An 18,081-nucleotide genomic window follows, 5' to 3' on the forward strand; every position below is an offset into this window, starting at 1 on the left:
TATTCTAGAGAATACTGTTTGGTTTTTGGATGAGTAAAACTATACATATTTTCTGGGGGAGGTAAATATGTAATTCTTAAAGTATTTTTTTCATACTGAGAAAATGATTCGTTAAAACCTCCCTTCTTTAAAATCACTCTAGGTTTATGTTTCCATGCTCGCTGGCCATTGGATAAATAATCTTTTGAAAGATCTTTTGATGTCTGTCTACGAATCGTTGTGATACTTGAAAGAAAGGCATCTTCAGATAAAAAAGCAGCAAGCATATCATGATATTTATATAAAAAATTTGGTTTATTATCTATAGTGACTGCCAGTCTATTTTCACTGAAATCTGGTTTATCAAAACGGTAAACATTGAACATATAAAAATCTAAAGCAACAATAGCTTGTTCAATAGACTGTGTTTCATGGGCGTGTTGAAAATATCTTAAAAGTTCATAGATATCAACAGCAGATAGTCCTAAATTATAACGAGGTCGAACTTGCGTTTTCCACCCTGGATGTTCCGTATCATAAGCTTGTTCGGCTCTAGAAGAACCTAAAATAATTCCTTTGGGTTTTAATCTATTAATAATAGCTGCTTTGCCCATACGTAAATGATCGCTAAATTCAGGTTTTCGTTGATTTAACCCTTTAATTTCAGTAGAACCCACAACACTATAAGGATCGATTAATCCATTAAAAAATGCAAAACAGCCACTTATAGTTAAGAAGGATAAAAACCAGATTTTTAGATAGTTTTTAGCTTTAATTGTCATAACTCTAAAATTGAAAATATAAAAATTCGCTTACTTTTGAAAGTTTAATAATACAGAAAAAGTTGGAGATCGCAATAATCACAGACCATGTATAATTGGGTCGCCATTTTAGCCACTTGGGAATAGAATATCTTGACTTGTTTTTATAAGTTAAAAGGGCTGGCTCATAATCATTCATAATTTGTTGCGTATTCGGTAGAAAAGCAATAATCAAAAATAACACTAAAAACAAGTTTTTAGGAAATGCAAACCCATTCGTCGCCAACGAAAAACCATGAAACCCTAACATAGACTGTACAATATGTATGGCACTGTTTAGGGTTGTAGCCCTGAAAAATACCCAAGCAATAACCACAGCTATAAATGTAATAATTTGTCCCAGAATTTGTCCAAAAATAGTTGACTTATTTAAGTTCTGTTTAAGAACTGAACTACGAAAATTATGCCAGCCATGATTTATAACAAGATAACAGCCATGAAGCCCTCCCCAAATAATAAAAGTCCATCCAGCCCCATGCCAAAGTCCCCCCAATAACATAGTAATCATTAAGTTAATATATCGTCTGAAAATGCCCTGACGATTTCCTCCCAAGGGTATATATAAATAGTCCCTTAAAAAACGAGATAAGGTCATGTGCCAACGTCGCCAAAACTCAGTAATATTAACAGATTTATAAGGAGAATAAAAGTTTAAAGGCAGGATAATACCAAACATTCTAGCAATACCGATGGCCATATCAGCATAACCAGAAAAATCAAAATATAGTTGGAAACTATAGGCTAAAGCCCCTGTCCAAGCAGAAAGAAACGTTAAAGATTGTCCTTGTTCTGCTGCTGAAAAAATTGGGTTAGCATAAACTGCAATACTATCAGCTAAAACAACTTTTTTAAATAAGCCAATGGAAAAAATGGAAAGACCAACAGCAATATTTTCCCAATTAATACGATAAGTTTCCTTTCGTTCAAATTGAGGAATCATCTCTTGATAGTGAACAATCGGCCCAGCTATTAATTGAGGAAAGAAAGTGACAAATAAACAATAATTTAAAAAGCTACTATTTTTAAGTTTATCTTGATAAGAATCAATTAAATAGGCAATTTGTTGAAAAGTAAAAAATGAAATTCCTAGGGGTAAAATGATATTTTGTAAGTTAAATTCAACATAATCATTTCCAAAAATAGCTGTTAAATTATTAACCAAAAAATAGGAGTATTTAAAGTAACCAATGCAAACTAAATTTGCAATAATTCCTATTAACAATAATCGAGACGATAATGGCTTATTTTTTACTTCTTTATTAATAATATTTCCGAGAAAATAATTGAAGACAATAGAGCCAATAATTAAGATAAGATATGTAGGATTCCAGTATCCATAAAAAAATAAAGAAGCAGCAACTAACCAACCAATAGATAAGACACGACTTTTAAAACGACTTAATGTAAAAAATCCTAACAGAACAATCGGTAAAAATATAAAAATAAATTCATAAGAATTAAATAACATAGTCTTAATCAATTTTGGCTAGATTACGCACTAAACCTAACTCAATCACTGTAATGATAAAAGTTAATGCTACTCTAGCACAAAATGTCCAAGAATGTTACTGTAGAAGCAATGAAATAAAGACTAATTAAAATCTAAGATAAATCAACTACATAGACCCAATCTGCATACTGGGGATCTTTATTTTCAGTAATAGCAAATAACTTATCTCTTAACTTCTCAGTCATGGGACGATGAGAAGAGAGTTTAAACGTTTCAATCTGTTTCACAGGAGCTATTTTGGCAGCAGTTCCACACAAAAATACTTCATCAGCAATAAATAATTCTGACTTATCAATTGGTCGCTCAATAGTGGGAATATCTAAATTTCTCGCTATTGTTAAAACACTATCTCTGGTAATTCCTTCTAAGATATCTTGTTCAAATCCAGGGGTAATTAATTTACCATTTCTAACAATAAAAATATTCATCCCAGTGGCTTCACAAACCTTTCCTTGAGAGTTCATTAAAATGGCTTCATCAAACCCTGATTCGACTGCCTCAGTTTTCGCTAACGCAGAGGTAATATAAGCAGCACTAATTTTGCCTCTTAAAGGAAAACTGCGATCTTCTTGGCGAGTCCAAGAACTAATACGACAACTAATTCCATCAGGAGAAAGATAATCTCCCATCTCTAAACCATAAACAAAAAAGTTCTTTTCAATATTATGAAGTCTAGGGGCAATTCCTAATCCTGAACTATAGACTAAAGGACGAATATAAAATGATTGAGTCGGCTTATTTTTCTTAACAAAATCAATAATAATTGCTTGCAGTTTCTCTGGAGATAATTCATAATTGAGAAACTTTGAACTTTGAGAAAGACGCTGACAATGACGCTCTAAACGAAACAGTAAGATTTGTTTTGCATTTTCAGGGTTGGGAATTCCACGCATTCCACCAAAAGCTGCTGTCCCATAATGTAGGGCATGGGTGGCTATAGAAAGCTTAGCATTTTCAAAAGGGACAAATTCGTTCTCAAAATAAGCAATTGGCAAAAAAGTGTGCATTTTATATTCCGTTATCCTTGCATTAGGTAAAATCGTCCTGATATCTAAGACTTTGCTCTTAGTTAACCTTTGACTCAAACTAGATAACCCATCGGTCTATCTATTTTACGGATTGAGGTCGATGATAATAATAATTGATGTTAGGTTAACTCGTCAACTTAAGTTAATCTAAACAGCAATCGGCAACTGTTAACATTTTTAGCTAAAATAGTCGACACTGATTGAACAAATGAGGAACAATGCCATTTCCCTTAACCTAAACAATTCTGTTAAGCTAAAGGTTTACCCTGTATAAGATTGCTATGCAAAAAAAACATACCTTTGATTCGTCTCAAGTCATGTATCGCGCCCAGGAGTTGCTCGATAAAGCATCCAACCGTTACCGTATCACAGTACAAGTAGCCAACAGAGCTAAACGTCGTCGCTATGAAGAATTTGATAGCATTGATGACCCTAACATGAAACCTGCCGTTCGTGCCATCATTGAAATGTCTGATGAACTAACACAACCAGAAATTATTAGTGATGTGTAAATTAGGATAACCATGAAAAGGAAAACGATTGAACTATCCAAACAACAACAGAAATGGTTAGGGGTTTTCCTTCTCAGTCTCAGTTTGAGTTGGGGAGTCCCGCAACTTGAGATCAATTCTGTGACCGGTTGGGGTTTAAAAGCTGTCAACGCTCAAATCCTACGTCCTGAAGAAGCAGCAGCGATTATTTATGAAGAATTACCCTATCTTCCCCAGGAAAATCAATATCGGAGTGCTGAAACAGGGGAAATTGACCCAGAACATACTTTAATGAGTCGTTTTATTCGTTATCACAAAGATTTTCAACGGCGTTCTCCTCAATATCGTTTAGACTGGAAAGTTACCTTAGCCGATTATTTAGGGGTGAATCGGTCTATAAGAGAATCTAACTATCCGGGGTCTACTCTACAAAGTAACCCATTAGCACAAGATATTGAAGTCATCCGTCAACTCAGTCGTCGTCAACGTCAACAGTTAGTTGATTTATTAGTCAAAATTTATAATCCTCAATCTCAACCAACAACTAATCAACCTGTCCCAGAGGAAACAGAAGCAACCTCAGAGGTGTCAACCCCCTCAACACCGAGTTTATCTGAACCCGGGGATGCTCAATTACTAATACCATAAATCAGTTATGAGCGATCGCATCATCAAAAAAGGTCAGGGGTGGCGATTAGGATGGAAAAATGAAAAAACTGACTATCCTGGGTTAATAGGAGGAGAAGATTGGGCAATAGAGTTAACAGAAACAGAGTTTACCGAATTTTGTCGGCTTTTTGAGCAATTAGCCACAACCATGACCGCCATGAAAGAAGAATTGATGGAAGAAGAAAGAATAGCTTGTGAAGCAGAGAGTGACTTATTGTGGTTAGAAGTCGAAGGATTTCCCCATGCTTACTCCTTACGAGTGATTTTAAATCAAGGTCGTCGCTGTGAAGGAAACTGGCCAGCCGAAGTCGTCAGGGAGTTATATCAAGCCATTCAAAAATTAAATATCTTTTAACTTGCATTTTTTAAAACAATAGGTATATAATAAGAATCTGTGAATATCGGGGCGTAGCGCAGCTTGGTAGCGCACTACTTTGGGGTAGTAGGGGTCGTGGGTTCAAATCCCGCCGCTCCGATTTAATTAGGAAAAACAAGAGGAATCAATCTTGTCAACTATCCTAATTTTCGTAGATTAGTAATAAAACATTATATTCTACGTTATACTGATAGTTCGAGTTCAACTGGATCAATGACCCCAGTTATTACCAAACCATCCAGTGAAGTAATCAAGCACTGTCGTTTTATGTTGAGAAGAGATCACCGTGGTTAGACAAGAAGGATCTAAAAAAGATACAAAACAAGCCAAAGGCGAAACCAAAGCAAGTAACTTTGTGGTAGAGACCAAAGAGGAACTAGCCAAAGTCGTCTGGCCATCAAGACAGCAACTGTTAAGCGAATCCGCAGCCGTCATTTTAATGGTGAGCCTCGTGGCTACTGTCATTTATCTTGTAGATAACCTCTTTTCATGGGGATCAGGGAAGGTATTTTAATGAGTTTTGCTCACGATCACACATCTGAACCAGAACAACAGCAAGAACAACCGAAACGCGCAGCCCGTTGGTATGCCGTACAGGTGGCCTCTGGTTGTGAAAAGCGAGTCAAAAACAACCTAGAACAACGGATTCAAACCCTAGATGTAGCGGATCGAATTTTACAGATTCAGATTCCCAAAACACCAACGGTTAAAGTTCGTAAAGACGGAAGTCGTCAACAAGGGGAAGAAAAAGTGTTTCCTGGCTACGTTTTAGTCAAGATGATCATGGATGATGACGCTTGGTTAGTGGTCAAAAATACCCCCAACGTCATCAACTTCGTCGGTTCAGAACAAAGACGGGCCTATGGTAGAGGCCGTGGCCACGTCAAACCCCTTCCCCTCAGTCCCTCAGAAGTAGAGAGAATCTTTCGGCAAGCAGAACAACCAGAACCCGTTGTTAAAATCGATATGGCAGTGGGCGACAAAATTCTGGTGCTCTCAGGGCCATTTAAAGATTTTGAAGGGGAAGTGGTAGAAGTCAGTTCCGAACGAAACAAACTCAGGGCATTACTCTCCATTTTCGGAAGAGACACCCCAGTTGAACTCGAATTTAATCAAGTTGAGAAACAAAATTAGCGATGGCCAAGAAAGTTGTTGCCTTAATAAAACTAGCCCTTCCAGCTGGAAAGGCTAACCCCGCTCCCCCTGTTGGTCCAGCCTTGGGTCAACACGGGGTCAATATCATGGCATTTTGTAAAGAATACAATGCCAAAACCTCCGACCAAGCAGGAATGGTCATTCCTGTCGAAATTTCCGTCTTTGAAGATCGTAGTTTTACCTTTGTCCTCAAAACGCCCCCGGCTTCTGTGTTAATTCGCAAAGCAGCCGGCATCGAAAAAGGCTCAGCCCAACCCAATGCTCAAAAAGTGGGCAGTATTACTCGCGATCAACTCAAAGAAATCGCTCAAACCAAAATGCCCGACCTCAATGCCAACGACATTGACGCGGCCATGAACATTGTCGAAGGAACCGCCCGAAATATGGGTGTGACCATCAAAGATTAATTAACTATTAAATTGACCCAGGAGGGGAGAAGCCAAGCTTCGTTAAGACCCCAGGAGGAACCATGCCAAAACTCTCAAAACGAATTAAAGCAGCCTTAGAAAAAGTCGACCAAGATCGAGCCTACGAGCCGTTAGAAGCCTTACAACTCCTCAAAGAAACGGCTACGGCTAAATTTGACGAATCAGCAGAAGCTCACATTCGTCTGGGTATCGATCCCAAATACACCGACCAACAATTACGGACAACGGTTTCTTTACCCAAAGGAACGGGTCAAGAAATCAGAGTGGCCGTCATTGCTAGAGGGGAAAAAGTTCAAGAAGCCAGTAACGCAGGGGCTGACATTTATGGCTCTGAAGAATTAATTGATGAAATCCAAAAAGGAATGATGGATTTCGAGGTATTGATTGCCACCCCTGACATGATGCCCAAAGTCGCTAAATTAGGTCGTTTACTCGGTCCCCGTGGCTTGATGCCCTCACCCAAAGGGGGAACCGTTACCGCCGACCTCGAAACCGCCATTAACGAATTTAAAGCAGGAAAATTAGAATTTAGGGCCGACCGAACTGGCATTGTTCATGTTATGTTTGGAAAGGCATCATTTTCCCCCGAAGACTTGCTGGCTAATCTCAAAGCCTTACAAGAAACCATCGACAGACAACGCCCTTCCGGGGCAAAAGGCCGCTACTGGCGTAGTGTGTTTGTGTCTGCTTCAATGGGACCCTCGATTCAAATCGATATTAGTGCCTTACGAGACTTAAAACTCGAAGGCCAAGTATAACAACTAAAAAAATAAACTTTGGTTTATACCGAAGACAGCAGGAGCAAAACTTGCTTAAATAGCCTGCCGAGGTTGAAGCCTGAAGCCATAAAACCCAGAAAAATAGTCGGTTTTGTCAACTATTTTTGTGATGGGATTCGACTTCAGCCCCGGCAAAAAAGCTAGGGGTTTATTTTTTTCCCAAAATTAAGGAGGTGAGAGCAGAATGGGAAGAACCAGGGAAAATAAAGCAACGGTGATTGCCGATCTCAAAGAACTCTTGAGTGAGGCACAATTAGGCATGGTGATTGACTATCAAGGTCTATCCGTTGCCGAAATTACCGAACTGCGGAACCGTCTACGACCCAGTGGGGCTATCTGTAAGGTGACTAAAAACACCTTAATGGAACAGGCCATTACCGGCGACGAAGCATGGGAACCCATGACCAACTTTTTAAAAGGGTCATCGGCCTTTGTTTTAGTCAAAGATGATGTAGGTAGCGCAGTTAGGGCTTATCAGTCTTTCAAAAAAGACACCAAAAAAACCGAGTTTCGCGGTGGTGTCATGCAAGGACAAGCCCTGAACGAAGACCAGGTTAAAGCGATCGCTGATTTACCGTCTAAAGAAGAACTCATCGGACAAGTGGCAGGAGCGATCAACTCTATCGCCACCAAGTTGGCCGTTGGAGTCAACGAAGTCCCCACTTCTATCGGACGGGGTATCAACGATATCCCCAATTCACTGGGGCGCGTTATGGCCGCCATGGCCGCCAGAGAACAAGAAAATGGCTAAGGCTCATTCCTCAATCTATTTATCTTGTTTATCCAATTATCTACTTTTTTCATTCATTTTCAAGGAGTTAAATTATGTCTGCTGCAACTGATGAAATTCTCGAAAAGCTAAAATCTTTAACCCTCTTAGAAGCCTCTGAGTTGGTTACACAAATTGAAGAAGCCTTTGGTGTAAGTGCTTCTGCTCCCGCTGGTGGCATGATGATGATGGCTCCTGGTGCTGGTGCGCCTGGTGCTGCTGCCGCTGAACCCGAAGAAGAGAAAACCGAATTTGACGTTATTCTCGAAGACGTTCCCGGCGATAAGAAAATTGCTATTCTTAAAGTCGTTCGCGGTATCACCGGTTTAGGGCTTAAAGAAGCTAAAGATATGGTTGAATCGACACCTAAGCCTATTAAAGAAGGCACAGGAAAAGAGGATGCTGAAGACATCAAGAAGAAACTCGAAGAAGCTGGTGCTAAAGTTAGCGTCAAGTAAGCTTTGACATATAGTTATCGATCCAACAAATAACCTCGGCTCTAAAAAGTCGAGGTTTCTTAATTGTTTCATACCTAAAAAATGGGTAAGGGGAAACAGCCGAGATTCAATGATCAGCTATCAAAAATTAAAAATTTAGAATTCAATAAACATTTTTAATTTTGTTCCCTATTCCCCGTTACTTTTAACTTAGTTGGTTAGAAAATTTCTCTGTTTCCTCGATTTCATTAGTCAGTCGGGATAGAGCATAATTGAGTAGTAAACGGTCTTCAATATTATATTTCGCACTAGGACAAGGCTCAATTCCTTCTGCCCAACTTTTAGGACAAGAACCACCACAAACTGGTAACATTTTACAGCTAGAACAAGGATAATTTCCTTGAGATACTTTTTGGTTAAAATTCCCTAACCGTTCTCGATTTCCTGGCATTGTTTGACCTGATAAATGGTCAATGGCATATTCATTAGGCTTGCCATAAGTGGGAACATAAGATACTTCGGTACAGTTAAAAATATTGCCATAAGCATCTACTAATTCAGAGTTAGGAGAAACTGCCATACAAACAATAGGAACTCGTCCCGGAATTAATTGGGGATAGAATCCTAATTCAATCATTTCACTGAGCCAAAAAATCTCTAATTCGGCAAAGTCTTCTTTAGAAAGAGACTGTTTATGGGCATCATTTCCCCAAGAATGGATAGGCGCAACATAAAATTTAACTTTATCTTGAAGATTCGCTGTTGCTAATTCATGTAATAATGGCGAAACTGCTTCATAATTTTGATAATCAACATTACAACGAATACTTAATTGAATATCAATGTCTTTTTGATGGGCGATATTAACTACATTTCTGAAGATTTTTGAAAACGTAGGTAGCCCACTTTTTTGCATTCTACGAAGATCATGATATTCTTTTGTCCCATCTAACGTCACTTCAATGAAAGTAATATTCAAATCTTCAATTAATTCTTTAGCAATTTTTGGAGTTAAAGCTAACCCATTAGTGACAATTTTAGCATCATAACTACAATTAAACTCAGTGGCTAATGCTTTTAGTTGAGGGGTTAAACTTCTAATAACAGATAAACCCACGAGCGGTTCACCACCAAACCAACCAATAGATAAACTGGTAAATTTTCCTGTTTGTAGTTTTTTCTTGGTACGTTCAAGAAATTGCTTTTGTGCTTCTTCACTCATCATTTTTGGACTATGTTCTTGTCCACAATAATGACAGCCTAACTGACAGTAAGCAGTAGGTTGAACTACTAAATAAAGGTCACTATCTTCTGTAATCGTTGCTTGATTTTGTTGGATAATAGTTTGAAGTTCATCTTCTTCTTCAGCAACCAATAACTCAATATTGATCAATTCTGCTAATATATCTGAGGGTAATTGTTGAAAGTTACCTTGTTCAATTAAACGCCAACTCCCTTGATCGATAATGCGGAAACTAGCTGTTCTCGTGACAAAAATTGCTCGTTTCGTCTGTTCTTCTATTTGATCAAAAACAGGGCGACTAACCACATGATAATGAGATAATTTCAGAGCCATAATTTTTCCTCAAACTTGAATTAATAAAATTGATAGTAAGTCAACTATTTCAATTAACTTACTATCTCGGCAACGTCTAAAACTCAAATTTAGTTACCTAGAAAGTTTCGACAATTTAAAATAAAATGAGCTTGATAAAATCTCTGGATATTATCAAACTCTCAAAAGATTTCTATCGTCTCAGTTGAGGAGTAGAATGGTTAATTGGAGTGGCACGATTTGTTAAAGTTTCACTGGGTTTTTTATTACAACCCTGATTACACCCAAAATTATGCCCTGCTAAACCCCCATTTTTTCCAGGTTTAATGGTTTCTAAACTAGGTTTAAACGTTCCCTCACGGCGTATTGTATCGGTGGTAGACTCAATCTGTAACCCAGAACGATTCAGAAGGGTTTGAGAGGCAATAGGAGGCTTTGCTTCAGCTACAGGGGTTAAAGCTGCCACACTGGTTAAAGCGAGAAAACCGAGAAGACATTTAAGATTGTGAATACGATTAGTGGACATTTGTGTTATCCTTAAATTATGTAAAGTTTACTAGGGCTACTCTTTCAAAAAACCAGTCAAAAGTAATTAACTAATGTTGGTTTTAAGGTTCAAGCCCTTGTTTTCATGTAAACATAATAATTCAGATAGGATGGGGATGTCAGTCCCCAATTAAAAGGATATTTTCTAGATTTTAGGAAGCTTCAAGTAGAGAAAAGTAGAGATAAGTAGAGATAAGTAGATAAAATTAAAGGTAAAAATAGTTTGACCTCCTGAAATTAACACAAGGTACACTATTATTACCTGCTACTAACTACGGCATCTTGATGTTACCTAATGCCTAGGGTTAAACTATTTCATGAATTCAAAAAGTTAGGATAAAGGGTCATGCCACCATCAATAAAAAGCGTTTGACCTGTTATATATTGTGCTTCGTCAGACATTAAAAAAGCGGCTGCTGTTGCCATTTCTTGAGGGGTTCCCACTCTACCTAAAGGAATACGACGTTTCATTTGTTGTTTTTTTTGAGGATCATCAAGCCAATCATCATTAATCGATGTATCTGTCGCACCCGGAGCGATCGCATTAACCCGAATCCCATAAGGAGCATATTCTAATGCTAACGTTTGGGTCATACTTTTCATTCCCCCTTTACTGATAGCATAGCTCACATATTGAGGTCTGGGAATGATTTCATGGACACTGGAAACATTAATAATTGTTCCCTTTTTTTCTGTCTTTAAAAAGTGTTGAATGGCTTCTCTAGCACACAGATAAGCACCCCGAAGATTAACATTCATTACCTTATCAAAATCATCGCTTTCAACTTGCTCTGAGGGAGCATCTATTTGAATTCCTGCATTATTGACTAAAATATCTATACTTCCCCATTCATTTATCACTTCGTCATACATTCTAATAATATCTTTTTCCTCTGAAACATCTCCCTCTACAGGTAGACATTGACCTCCTTTATTACCCATTTTAGAGGTCATTTGTTCAATCATCTTTTTTGTATCGTCAAGCTTATTAATATCATGACGATAGTTTAAAGCAACATTAGACCCTTCGGCTACTAAACGGGCTGCGATCGCCTGTCCAATACCAGAACTTGCTCCGGTCACTAAAACGTTTTTTCCTGTTAATCCTTCCATGAATTTTCTTGAAATTTTCGGTTATTAATTACTGATAATTATCAAAAGGAAAGGTTTTAAACTTGAATGATTTTATTATCCAGTTTAAAACCTTACTCACTTTTTTTAATAGTATTTAACTAAAATTAGGCTGCTCTTCCTTCTGTTGGACCAGCAATACTCTTCCATTTTTTTAAACCGCCTTCAATGCGAGAAACACGATTGAAACCTTTATTTCGCAATTTTTCGGCTGCTTGTTTAGCATTTTCTTCTCCGTCTGCGTAAACGTAAATATCTCGATCGCGAGACATAGAAGAAATACTATCTTCTACAAATTCCAGTAGCATTGCTCCTGTAATATGTTCTTCTAAAAATGACTCATTATCACGAGCATCAAAAATGGTCAACGCAGGTTCACCCCACTCTAAACGCTGTTTTAAAGCATCAGGGCTAGAGACTGGCATTTGTTGCTCAGGGGGAATAGGCAGAGTGTCTTTAACACTTGTTTGGTTTACTATAGGGGGTTTTGCTTCTGGTGACATAGACGTTTATAAATAATGACAACAAAGTAATTTTTCTTACTTCTTATCTAAACAAATAGTGAGTAACCATAACTCTATCTAAAGTCTGAAAAAAATAATGGTCTCAATTGAGACAATATACATTGAGCAAATAAATTTCTTTAGCAAAAATAATTATAGTGCTTATCGACTCACAAAAAATCTAACTTATGAGGTATTTTAAAAATAATTATTCTTCCTACAATATTGAATAGTTACTATAAATTATCTCAGAGAAAATATAGCTCTGCAATTTGGAATCTTAATCAGTATTGTTAAACCTTCTATCACAGAAGTTTGAAACTATGGTAAATCAAGAACGTCGTCTTACTCCACAAGATATTCCTGGCCAAAAGCTAGACTATCCTGCCTCTCAACGAGACATGACTCCCCAACCGGATAGTGACTTATCTAATTATCAACCGGCCAATAAACTTCAAAATCAGGTGGCTATCATTACAGGAGGAGACTCAGGTATTGGCCGCGCTGTAGCGATCGCTTATGCTCTAGAAGGTTCAGAAGTCGCTATTTTATACGACCAAAACGATCAAGACGCTCAAGACACTAAGCAAAAGGTTAAAGAGATAGCCAATAAAGACTGTTTAGTGATTAAAAATGATGTTCGCGACTATAGCAACTGTGAACAAGTCATTCAACAAGTGATTGATCGCTTTGGCAGATTAACCATTTTAGTTAATAATGCAGCCTATCAAATGACTCAGAAAAAGTTTGAAGATATCTCTATTGAACAGTTTCGTCGCACGATGGAAACCAATATTTTTGGTTACTTTTATATGGTAAAAGCAGCCATTCCTTACTTAGAATCTGGGGACGTTATCATTAATACCGGTAGCATTGTGGGCAAAATGGGCAAAGGAATGCTAGTTGATTATGCCACCTCTAAAGGGGCGGTTCATAGTTTTACCAAGTCCTTAGCGCAAAATCTAGGCGATCGCGGTATTCGTGTTAACTCAGTGGTTCCAGGCCCTGTATGGACTCCTAATATTCCGGCAACAATGCCAGAAGAAAAAGTTGATAATTACGACACTGATGGAATTATGAAACGGGCAGCCCAACCTGAAGAACTTGCCCCTGCTTATGTCTTTTTAGCGTCTGAAGATAGTAGTTTTGTCACTGGTGCGCTTTATGACGTAACTGGGGGACAATTAGCTGCCTAGTTATTTTTTATAGCGGTTTTCATTTGCATAGATTAAACATTAAAATGCAAATCCTCCCCACACTCCCCACACTCAACTTAACTAAAATATTGATACACCCAATTGAAAACCGCTATTAGTAATGCCCCATTGCAACAGATTTTTAGACTTATGAGACACAGAGGTTATCGCTTTGGGATAGATGAGCAACCCTGCGTTCTAAAACCGCAGAATAAGATAGGGGTTAAATCTACTGTTTGTCATTATGCTCATGGCAAAACCTCATGGTCTCAAAAAATATTATTTTGTCAATACAAATAAGTCATTTGTTAAAAATATAATTGATAAATATGTCATCATCAAAACAACTTACCCAAGAAGAAATTAGATTAAAAGAAGATCGAGAACGTCAGGCTTATTGGCGACGATGGGGTTGTTATTTAAGCGATCGCCAATGGGGAACGGTTAGAGAAGATTATAGTAAAGATGGGTCAGCTTGGGACTATTTTAGTTTTGAACAATCCCATTATCGGGCTTATCGTTGGGGAGAAGATGGTATTGCAGGGATTTCTGATAATCATCAAAGATTATGTTTCTCCCTATCTTTTTGGAATGGTCAAGATCCCTGTTTAAAAGAAAGATTATTCGGCTTAACTAATGAACAAGGAAATCATGGAGAAGATGTTAAAGAGTGTTATTTTCAGTTAGATAATACCCCTAGCCATTCTTATATGAAATATTTATATAAGTATCCTCAAAATTGTTTTCCTTACGAGCAATTAAAAGAAGAAAATAAACAGCGAGGACTAACAGAACGAGAATTTGAAATCCTTGACACAGGTATTTTTGATGATAATCAATACTTTGATATTACCGTAGAATATGCAAAAGCCAGTGACGAAGATATTCTCATCAAAATTCATATTACTAATCGTAGTTCAGACTCTAAACAATTACATTTATTACCGACTTTGTGGTTCCGTAATAGTTGGTCTTGGGATGATGAAACTGAGAAACCAACATTAAAAATTTACGACGACAAAGAAGACTATAGTATCATTGAAGCCAACCATAACGAGTTAGGAAAAAGATGGTTATATTGTCCTCATACAGAACATCTTTTATTCACGGAAAACGAAACAAATTACCAGCGATTATCGAACGTAGAAAATAACTCTCCCTATGTAAAAGATGGCTTTAATCGTTATATTGTCGATGGTGATGAATTAGCTGTGAATTCTGACAAAATTGGCACAAAATTTGCTCCTTATTACGGTTTAGAAATTCCAGGAGAAGAGACGCAAACGATTACCTTAAGACTGTGCGATAATCCTGGCTTAGACTCTCCCTTTGATCAAACTTTTGAGCATATTTTCAATACTCGCCATCAAGAAGCCGACGAATTTTATCAGAGAATTTCTCCCTACGAAAAAAGTCCCGAACTCCGCAATATTCAACGACAAGCTTTTGCTGGTTTATTGTGGAATAAACAATATTATTACTACGAAATTGATACATGGTTAGCTGGAGATCCCAACCAACCGAAACCCCCAGAAGCAAGAAAAGAAGGAAATAATAGTGATTGGCAACATATCCACATTTATGATGTCATTTCTATGCCCGATAAATGGGAATATCCCTATTTTGCAGCTTGGGACTGGGCATTTCATCTAATTCCTTTAGCCACTATTGACCCCGAATTTGCTAAAAAACAACTCCATCACCTCACCCGTGAATGGTATATGCACCCTAATGGACAGTTTCCTGCCTATGAATGGGACTTTAACGGTGTTAACCCTCCGGTTCAAGCTTGGGCTGCTTGGCGTATTTATACCATTGAAAGGAAAATGTATGGACACTGCGATCAGAAATTTTTAGAAAGGGTATTTCAGAAACTATTATTAAACTTTACCTGGTGGATTAATCGACAAGATAAAGACGGAAATAATGTCTTTCAAGGGGGATTTTTAGGGTTAGATAATATTGGAGTTTTCAACCGAGGAGGCGACTTACCCACAGGGGGAAAATTAACCCAATCTGATGCAACCAGTTGGGTGGCAATGTATTGTTTAAATATGTTGACCATTGCCTTAGAATTAGCTAAAGAAAATGACGTTTATGAAGACATGGCGAGTAAATTTTTTGAGCATTTTCTCTATATTGTTGATGCCATGAATCATCTAGGTTCAGAAGGGGCAACCCTTTGGAATGAAGAAGATGGATTTTATTACGATGTTTTAGATTTACCCAACGGAGAAAATATTGATCTCAAAGTTCGTTCTCTTGTGGGTTTAATTCCCCTGTTAGCGGTCACAACCATAGAAAGTGAAACATTAAAAAAACTACCTAACTTTAGTCAACAAGTTGATTGGTTTGTTAAGAATCGTCCTCAACTGAGTCGTAATTTAGCTTGTCTCGAAGGATGCGGTCAATATGCTCGTCGATTATTGGCTATGGTGGATCAAAATAAATTGCGTCTTCTCCTGGAAAAAATGCTCGATGAAAGTGAATTTTTGAGTGATTTTGGTATTCGTTCAGTTTCTCGTTATCATGCCGAAAATCCCTATAAGTTTGAGACAGAAAACGAAACCTATACTATCGGTTATGAACCCGCAGAATCACAAACCGGAATGTTTGGCGGTAACTCTAACTGGCGTGGTCCAGTGTGGTTTCCCATTAATTATTTATTAATTGAAGCCCTACAAAAATTTGATTTTTATTATGGAGAAGATTTTAAAGTCGAATGTCCAAAAGGGTCAGGAAATATGATGAGTTTATGGGAGGTTTCTCTAGAATTAGAAAGACGTTTAGTTGATATATTTTTACCCAATGAATCAGGAAATCGTCCTGTATTTAAAAACATGGAGTTATTTAATAATGATCCTCATTGGCAAGATTTGCTACTGTTTTGTGAATATTTCCACGGTGATAATGGTAAAGGGTTAGGAGCATCTCATCAAACCGGATGGACGGGTTTAATTGCTAAGTTGATTTTACAACGAAGTGAATATTCAGGCTCTGAGCAATAATCAATCTTTAGAAAGATAAATGATTAACAAAAAACTGTAATCGTAGGAGTAAAGAACACTTACTTTCAATAGCAATAATTATGGATTTTGGAATTAGAAATAAAGTTGCTCTTATTACAGGGGCAGATTCTGGTATCGGGAAAGCAACCGCCAAACTATTAGCAGCAGAAGGGGTAAAAATTGCGCTTTCTGATAAAACAACCGATCAATTACAAGCTAATGCTGAAGAAATTAGTGAAATAGGGGAAGTCATCCCTGTTACCGCAGATTTAACCAAACCCGAAGACATTGAAGCTGCCAAAAAAGAAATTATTAATCGTTTCGGAACTCTACATATTTTAGTCAATTGTGCCGGTATTACAGGGGCAACCCAAGACTTTTTAGAACTTACCGATGAAGACTGGTATCAAACCCTTGAAATCGACTTTATGGCTGCAGTGCGTGTCTGTCGTGCCTTTATTCCCATGATGCAAAAAGAACAATGGGGTCGAGTGGTTTTAATCGGTTCAGAAGATGCAGTGCAACCTTACCCCGACGAAATGCCCTATTGTGCAGCCAAAGCAGCCATTCTCAACCTAGCAAAAAATCTTTCTAAGGTTTATGCCAAAGATGGGATTTTAGTTAACTCTGTTTCACCTGCTTATATTGAAACTCCCATGACTGACGCAATGATGGAAAAACGGGCGAAAGAAAAGGATATGAGTTTTGATCAAGCGATTAACACATTCCTAGAAAAGAAACGGCCTCACCTCGTCTTAAACCGTCGTGGAAAAGCCAACGAAGTCGCTGCGGTGATCGCTTTTCTGTGTTCTCAACAATCTAGTTTTGTTGTGGGTTCTGATTATCGCGTTGATGGCGGCTCAGTTGCCACGGTTGCCTAAAACAATTTTAAAACTCACTTGTATATGCTCCCTAATGTCAAGTTAGGGGGTTTTTTCATTTTTATCGAAGGTGTAAGACTCACATCTTGCACCAGCATAAATAAACTCAATAGAAAAACAAAAGCAATCAATTCTACGACAGTTAGAGTCAAAATAAACCCCTACACCCTACACCCTACACCCCACACCCTTTCACTACTAGCCAATTTAAAACAAGATGCAAGATGTAAATAAGATCAAGTTCAACGTCTTTTTCGCCAACGAGATATAAATCTGACACTAAAAATATAAGTTAAAACTGAAGCGATCGCACCGACTACCAAACAACCAGCAAATAACGTCACCAAAAAGACAAAACCTGATTCTTTTAACTCAGTCCAAGATTGCCAATTATCAGGAAAAGTAACATGAGTTTCTCCGATACCAAACCCCAATAATAATTCCCCAACCTTATAATTAAACGCGAAAATTGGCACATAGGTTAAAGGATTACTGATCCAAGTTCCGGCAGCCGCAGCTAATTTATGGCCACGCAAAATAATGGCTAATAAGACACCGATAATGGTTTGTAGTCCAAACAAGGGAAAACAGCCAGCAAACACCCCAAAGGCTAACCCTCGTGAAATATAATGAGGGGTTCCCCGTAAGCGCAAAAACCGCAAATAAAAGTAACGCCACGATCGCTTGATTCGGGAACGACGACGTTTAGAGTGACGAGGATGTTTGGGTTTTTGGTCTTGAAAAATCACAGGGTACGGAGACGGATCAAGAGACATTTGATTCAAAAGTCAGGGGGTTTACTCTTTTTCTATGCTATCA

19 protein-coding genes, 1 tRNA gene, 1 pseudogene and 1 other annotated feature are annotated in these 18,081 nt (G+C 37.9%); of the genes and pseudogenes, 13 read left to right on the forward strand and 8 right to left on the reverse strand.

The features are described from left to right. The 3 genes and pseudogenes from C4E06_RS25150 to C4E06_RS25160 form a co-directional block, all read right to left on the reverse strand. Positions 1 to 761: pseudogene (locus C4E06_RS25150) on the reverse strand (hypothetical protein); the annotation flags it as partial. Between the two features lie 4 nt (positions 762 to 765). After that, positions 766 to 2,268, reverse strand: a complete 1,503-nt coding sequence (locus C4E06_RS25155) for an MBOAT family protein (protein WP_107671101.1) — start codon at positions 2,266 to 2,268, stop codon at positions 766 to 768. 134 nt (positions 2,269 to 2,402) lie between these two features. Further along, the gene (locus tag C4E06_RS25160; protein ID WP_107671102.1) at positions 2,403 to 3,317 is read right to left on the reverse strand and encodes a branched-chain amino acid transaminase; all 915 of its coding nucleotides are present in this window, start codon (positions 3,315 to 3,317) and stop codon (positions 2,403 to 2,405) included. 302 nt (positions 3,318 to 3,619) lie between these two features. Between C4E06_RS25160 and C4E06_RS25165 the strand changes: the two genes are divergently transcribed. The 10 genes from C4E06_RS25165 to rplL all read left to right on the forward strand — a co-directional run bounded on the left by C4E06_RS25165 (position 3,620) and on the right by rplL (position 8,463). Continuing rightward, positions 3,620 to 3,850, forward strand: a complete 231-nt coding sequence (locus tag C4E06_RS25165; protein ID WP_008277364.1) for a DNA-directed RNA polymerase subunit omega — start codon at positions 3,620 to 3,622, stop codon at positions 3,848 to 3,850. A 12-nt stretch (positions 3,851 to 3,862) separates the two neighbouring features. Beyond that, the gene (locus C4E06_RS25170; RefSeq protein ID WP_107671103.1) at positions 3,863 to 4,477 is read left to right on the forward strand and encodes a hypothetical protein; all 615 of its coding nucleotides are present in this window, start codon (positions 3,863 to 3,865) and stop codon (positions 4,475 to 4,477) included. 7 nt (positions 4,478 to 4,484) lie between these two features. After that, complete coding sequence (locus C4E06_RS25175; RefSeq protein ID WP_107671104.1) at positions 4,485 to 4,853, forward strand: DUF1818 family protein; 369 nt, start codon at positions 4,485 to 4,487, stop codon at positions 4,851 to 4,853. Positions 4,854 to 4,900: 47 nt separating this feature from the next. Beyond that, positions 4,901 to 4,974: transfer RNA gene (locus C4E06_RS25180), tRNA-Pro, on the forward strand. Between the two features lie 186 nt (positions 4,975 to 5,160). Beyond that, positions 5,161 to 5,388, forward strand: a complete 228-nt coding sequence (gene secE / locus C4E06_RS25185) for a preprotein translocase subunit SecE (protein ID WP_008277360.1) — start codon at positions 5,161 to 5,163, stop codon at positions 5,386 to 5,388. After that, complete coding sequence (gene nusG / locus C4E06_RS25190) at positions 5,388 to 6,008, forward strand: transcription termination/antitermination protein NusG (RefSeq protein ID WP_087591487.1); 621 nt, start codon at positions 5,388 to 5,390, stop codon at positions 6,006 to 6,008. Before secE ends, nusG begins: the two co-directional genes overlap by 1 nt. Before the next feature lie 2 nt (positions 6,009 to 6,010). Then, positions 6,011 to 6,436 carry a 50S ribosomal protein L11 gene (gene rplK, locus C4E06_RS25195; protein WP_107671105.1) on the forward strand — a complete coding sequence of 142 codons (426 nt, stop codon included), beginning with the start codon at positions 6,011 to 6,013 and terminating at the stop codon, positions 6,434 to 6,436. A gap of 62 nt (positions 6,437 to 6,498) precedes the next feature. Next, positions 6,499 to 7,215: a 50S ribosomal protein L1 gene (rplA, locus tag C4E06_RS25200; RefSeq protein ID WP_107671106.1), complete on the forward strand. Its 717-nt coding sequence runs from the start codon at positions 6,499 to 6,501 to the stop codon at positions 7,213 to 7,215. Positions 7,216 to 7,225: 10 nt separating this feature from the next. Further along, positions 7,226 to 7,398 (forward strand) — a sequence feature (ribosomal protein L10 leader region). A gap of 22 nt (positions 7,399 to 7,420) precedes the next feature. Then, positions 7,421 to 7,987, forward strand: coding sequence for a 50S ribosomal protein L10 (gene rplJ, locus C4E06_RS25205; RefSeq protein ID WP_107671107.1), 567 nt, complete (start codon positions 7,421 to 7,423; stop codon positions 7,985 to 7,987). Between the two features lie 74 nt (positions 7,988 to 8,061). Continuing rightward, positions 8,062 to 8,463, forward strand: coding sequence for a 50S ribosomal protein L7/L12 (rplL, locus tag C4E06_RS25210; protein ID WP_107671108.1), 402 nt, complete (start codon positions 8,062 to 8,064; stop codon positions 8,461 to 8,463). Positions 8,464 to 8,647: 184 nt separating this feature from the next. Here the strand turns inward: rplL and C4E06_RS25215 are convergent, their stop codons facing one another. The 4 genes from C4E06_RS25215 to C4E06_RS25230 all read right to left on the reverse strand — a co-directional run bounded on the left by C4E06_RS25215 (position 8,648) and on the right by C4E06_RS25230 (position 12,177). Then, the gene (locus C4E06_RS25215) at positions 8,648 to 10,018 is read right to left on the reverse strand and encodes a radical SAM/SPASM domain-containing protein (protein WP_198649027.1); all 1,371 of its coding nucleotides are present in this window, start codon (positions 10,016 to 10,018) and stop codon (positions 8,648 to 8,650) included. 172 nt (positions 10,019 to 10,190) lie between these two features. Beyond that, positions 10,191 to 10,523, reverse strand: coding sequence for a hypothetical protein (locus C4E06_RS25220; protein ID WP_107671109.1), 333 nt, complete (start codon positions 10,521 to 10,523; stop codon positions 10,191 to 10,193). A 335-nt stretch (positions 10,524 to 10,858) separates the two neighbouring features. Then, positions 10,859 to 11,656 carry a glucose 1-dehydrogenase gene (locus C4E06_RS25225; protein ID WP_107671110.1) on the reverse strand — a complete coding sequence of 266 codons (798 nt, stop codon included), beginning with the start codon at positions 11,654 to 11,656 and terminating at the stop codon, positions 10,859 to 10,861. Positions 11,657 to 11,781: 125 nt separating this feature from the next. After that, on the reverse strand, positions 11,782 to 12,177 hold the full coding sequence (locus C4E06_RS25230; protein WP_107671111.1) for a rhodanese-like domain-containing protein: 396 nt from the start codon (positions 12,175 to 12,177) through the stop codon (positions 11,782 to 11,784). 323 nt (positions 12,178 to 12,500) lie between these two features. On the opposite strand from C4E06_RS25230, the gene C4E06_RS25235 reads away from it, so the two are divergent. The 3 genes from C4E06_RS25235 to C4E06_RS25245 all read left to right on the forward strand — a co-directional run bounded on the left by C4E06_RS25235 (position 12,501) and on the right by C4E06_RS25245 (position 17,262). Further along, positions 12,501 to 13,373, forward strand: coding sequence for an SDR family oxidoreductase (locus C4E06_RS25235; protein ID WP_107671112.1), 873 nt, complete (start codon positions 12,501 to 12,503; stop codon positions 13,371 to 13,373). 329 nt (positions 13,374 to 13,702) lie between these two features. After that, positions 13,703 to 16,381 (forward strand): glucosidase, encoded by a 2,679-nt coding sequence (locus C4E06_RS25240; RefSeq protein WP_107671113.1) that lies wholly within the window; start codon positions 13,703 to 13,705, stop codon positions 16,379 to 16,381. A gap of 80 nt (positions 16,382 to 16,461) precedes the next feature. Continuing rightward, on the forward strand, positions 16,462 to 17,262 hold the full coding sequence (locus tag C4E06_RS25245) for an SDR family NAD(P)-dependent oxidoreductase (RefSeq protein ID WP_107671114.1): 801 nt from the start codon (positions 16,462 to 16,464) through the stop codon (positions 17,260 to 17,262). A 242-nt stretch (positions 17,263 to 17,504) separates the two neighbouring features. Here C4E06_RS25245 and C4E06_RS25250 read toward each other — a convergent pair whose 3' ends face one another. Beyond that, entirely contained in the window at positions 17,505 to 18,038 is a 534-nt protein-coding gene (locus tag C4E06_RS25250) for a DUF2062 domain-containing protein (RefSeq protein WP_107671115.1), read from the reverse strand. Between the last annotated feature and the right edge of the window lie 43 nt (positions 18,039 to 18,081).

Source organism: Cyanothece sp. BG0011 (assembly GCF_003013815.1).
Classification (GTDB): Bacteria; Cyanobacteriota; Cyanobacteriia; order Cyanobacteriales; family Microcystaceae; genus Crocosphaera.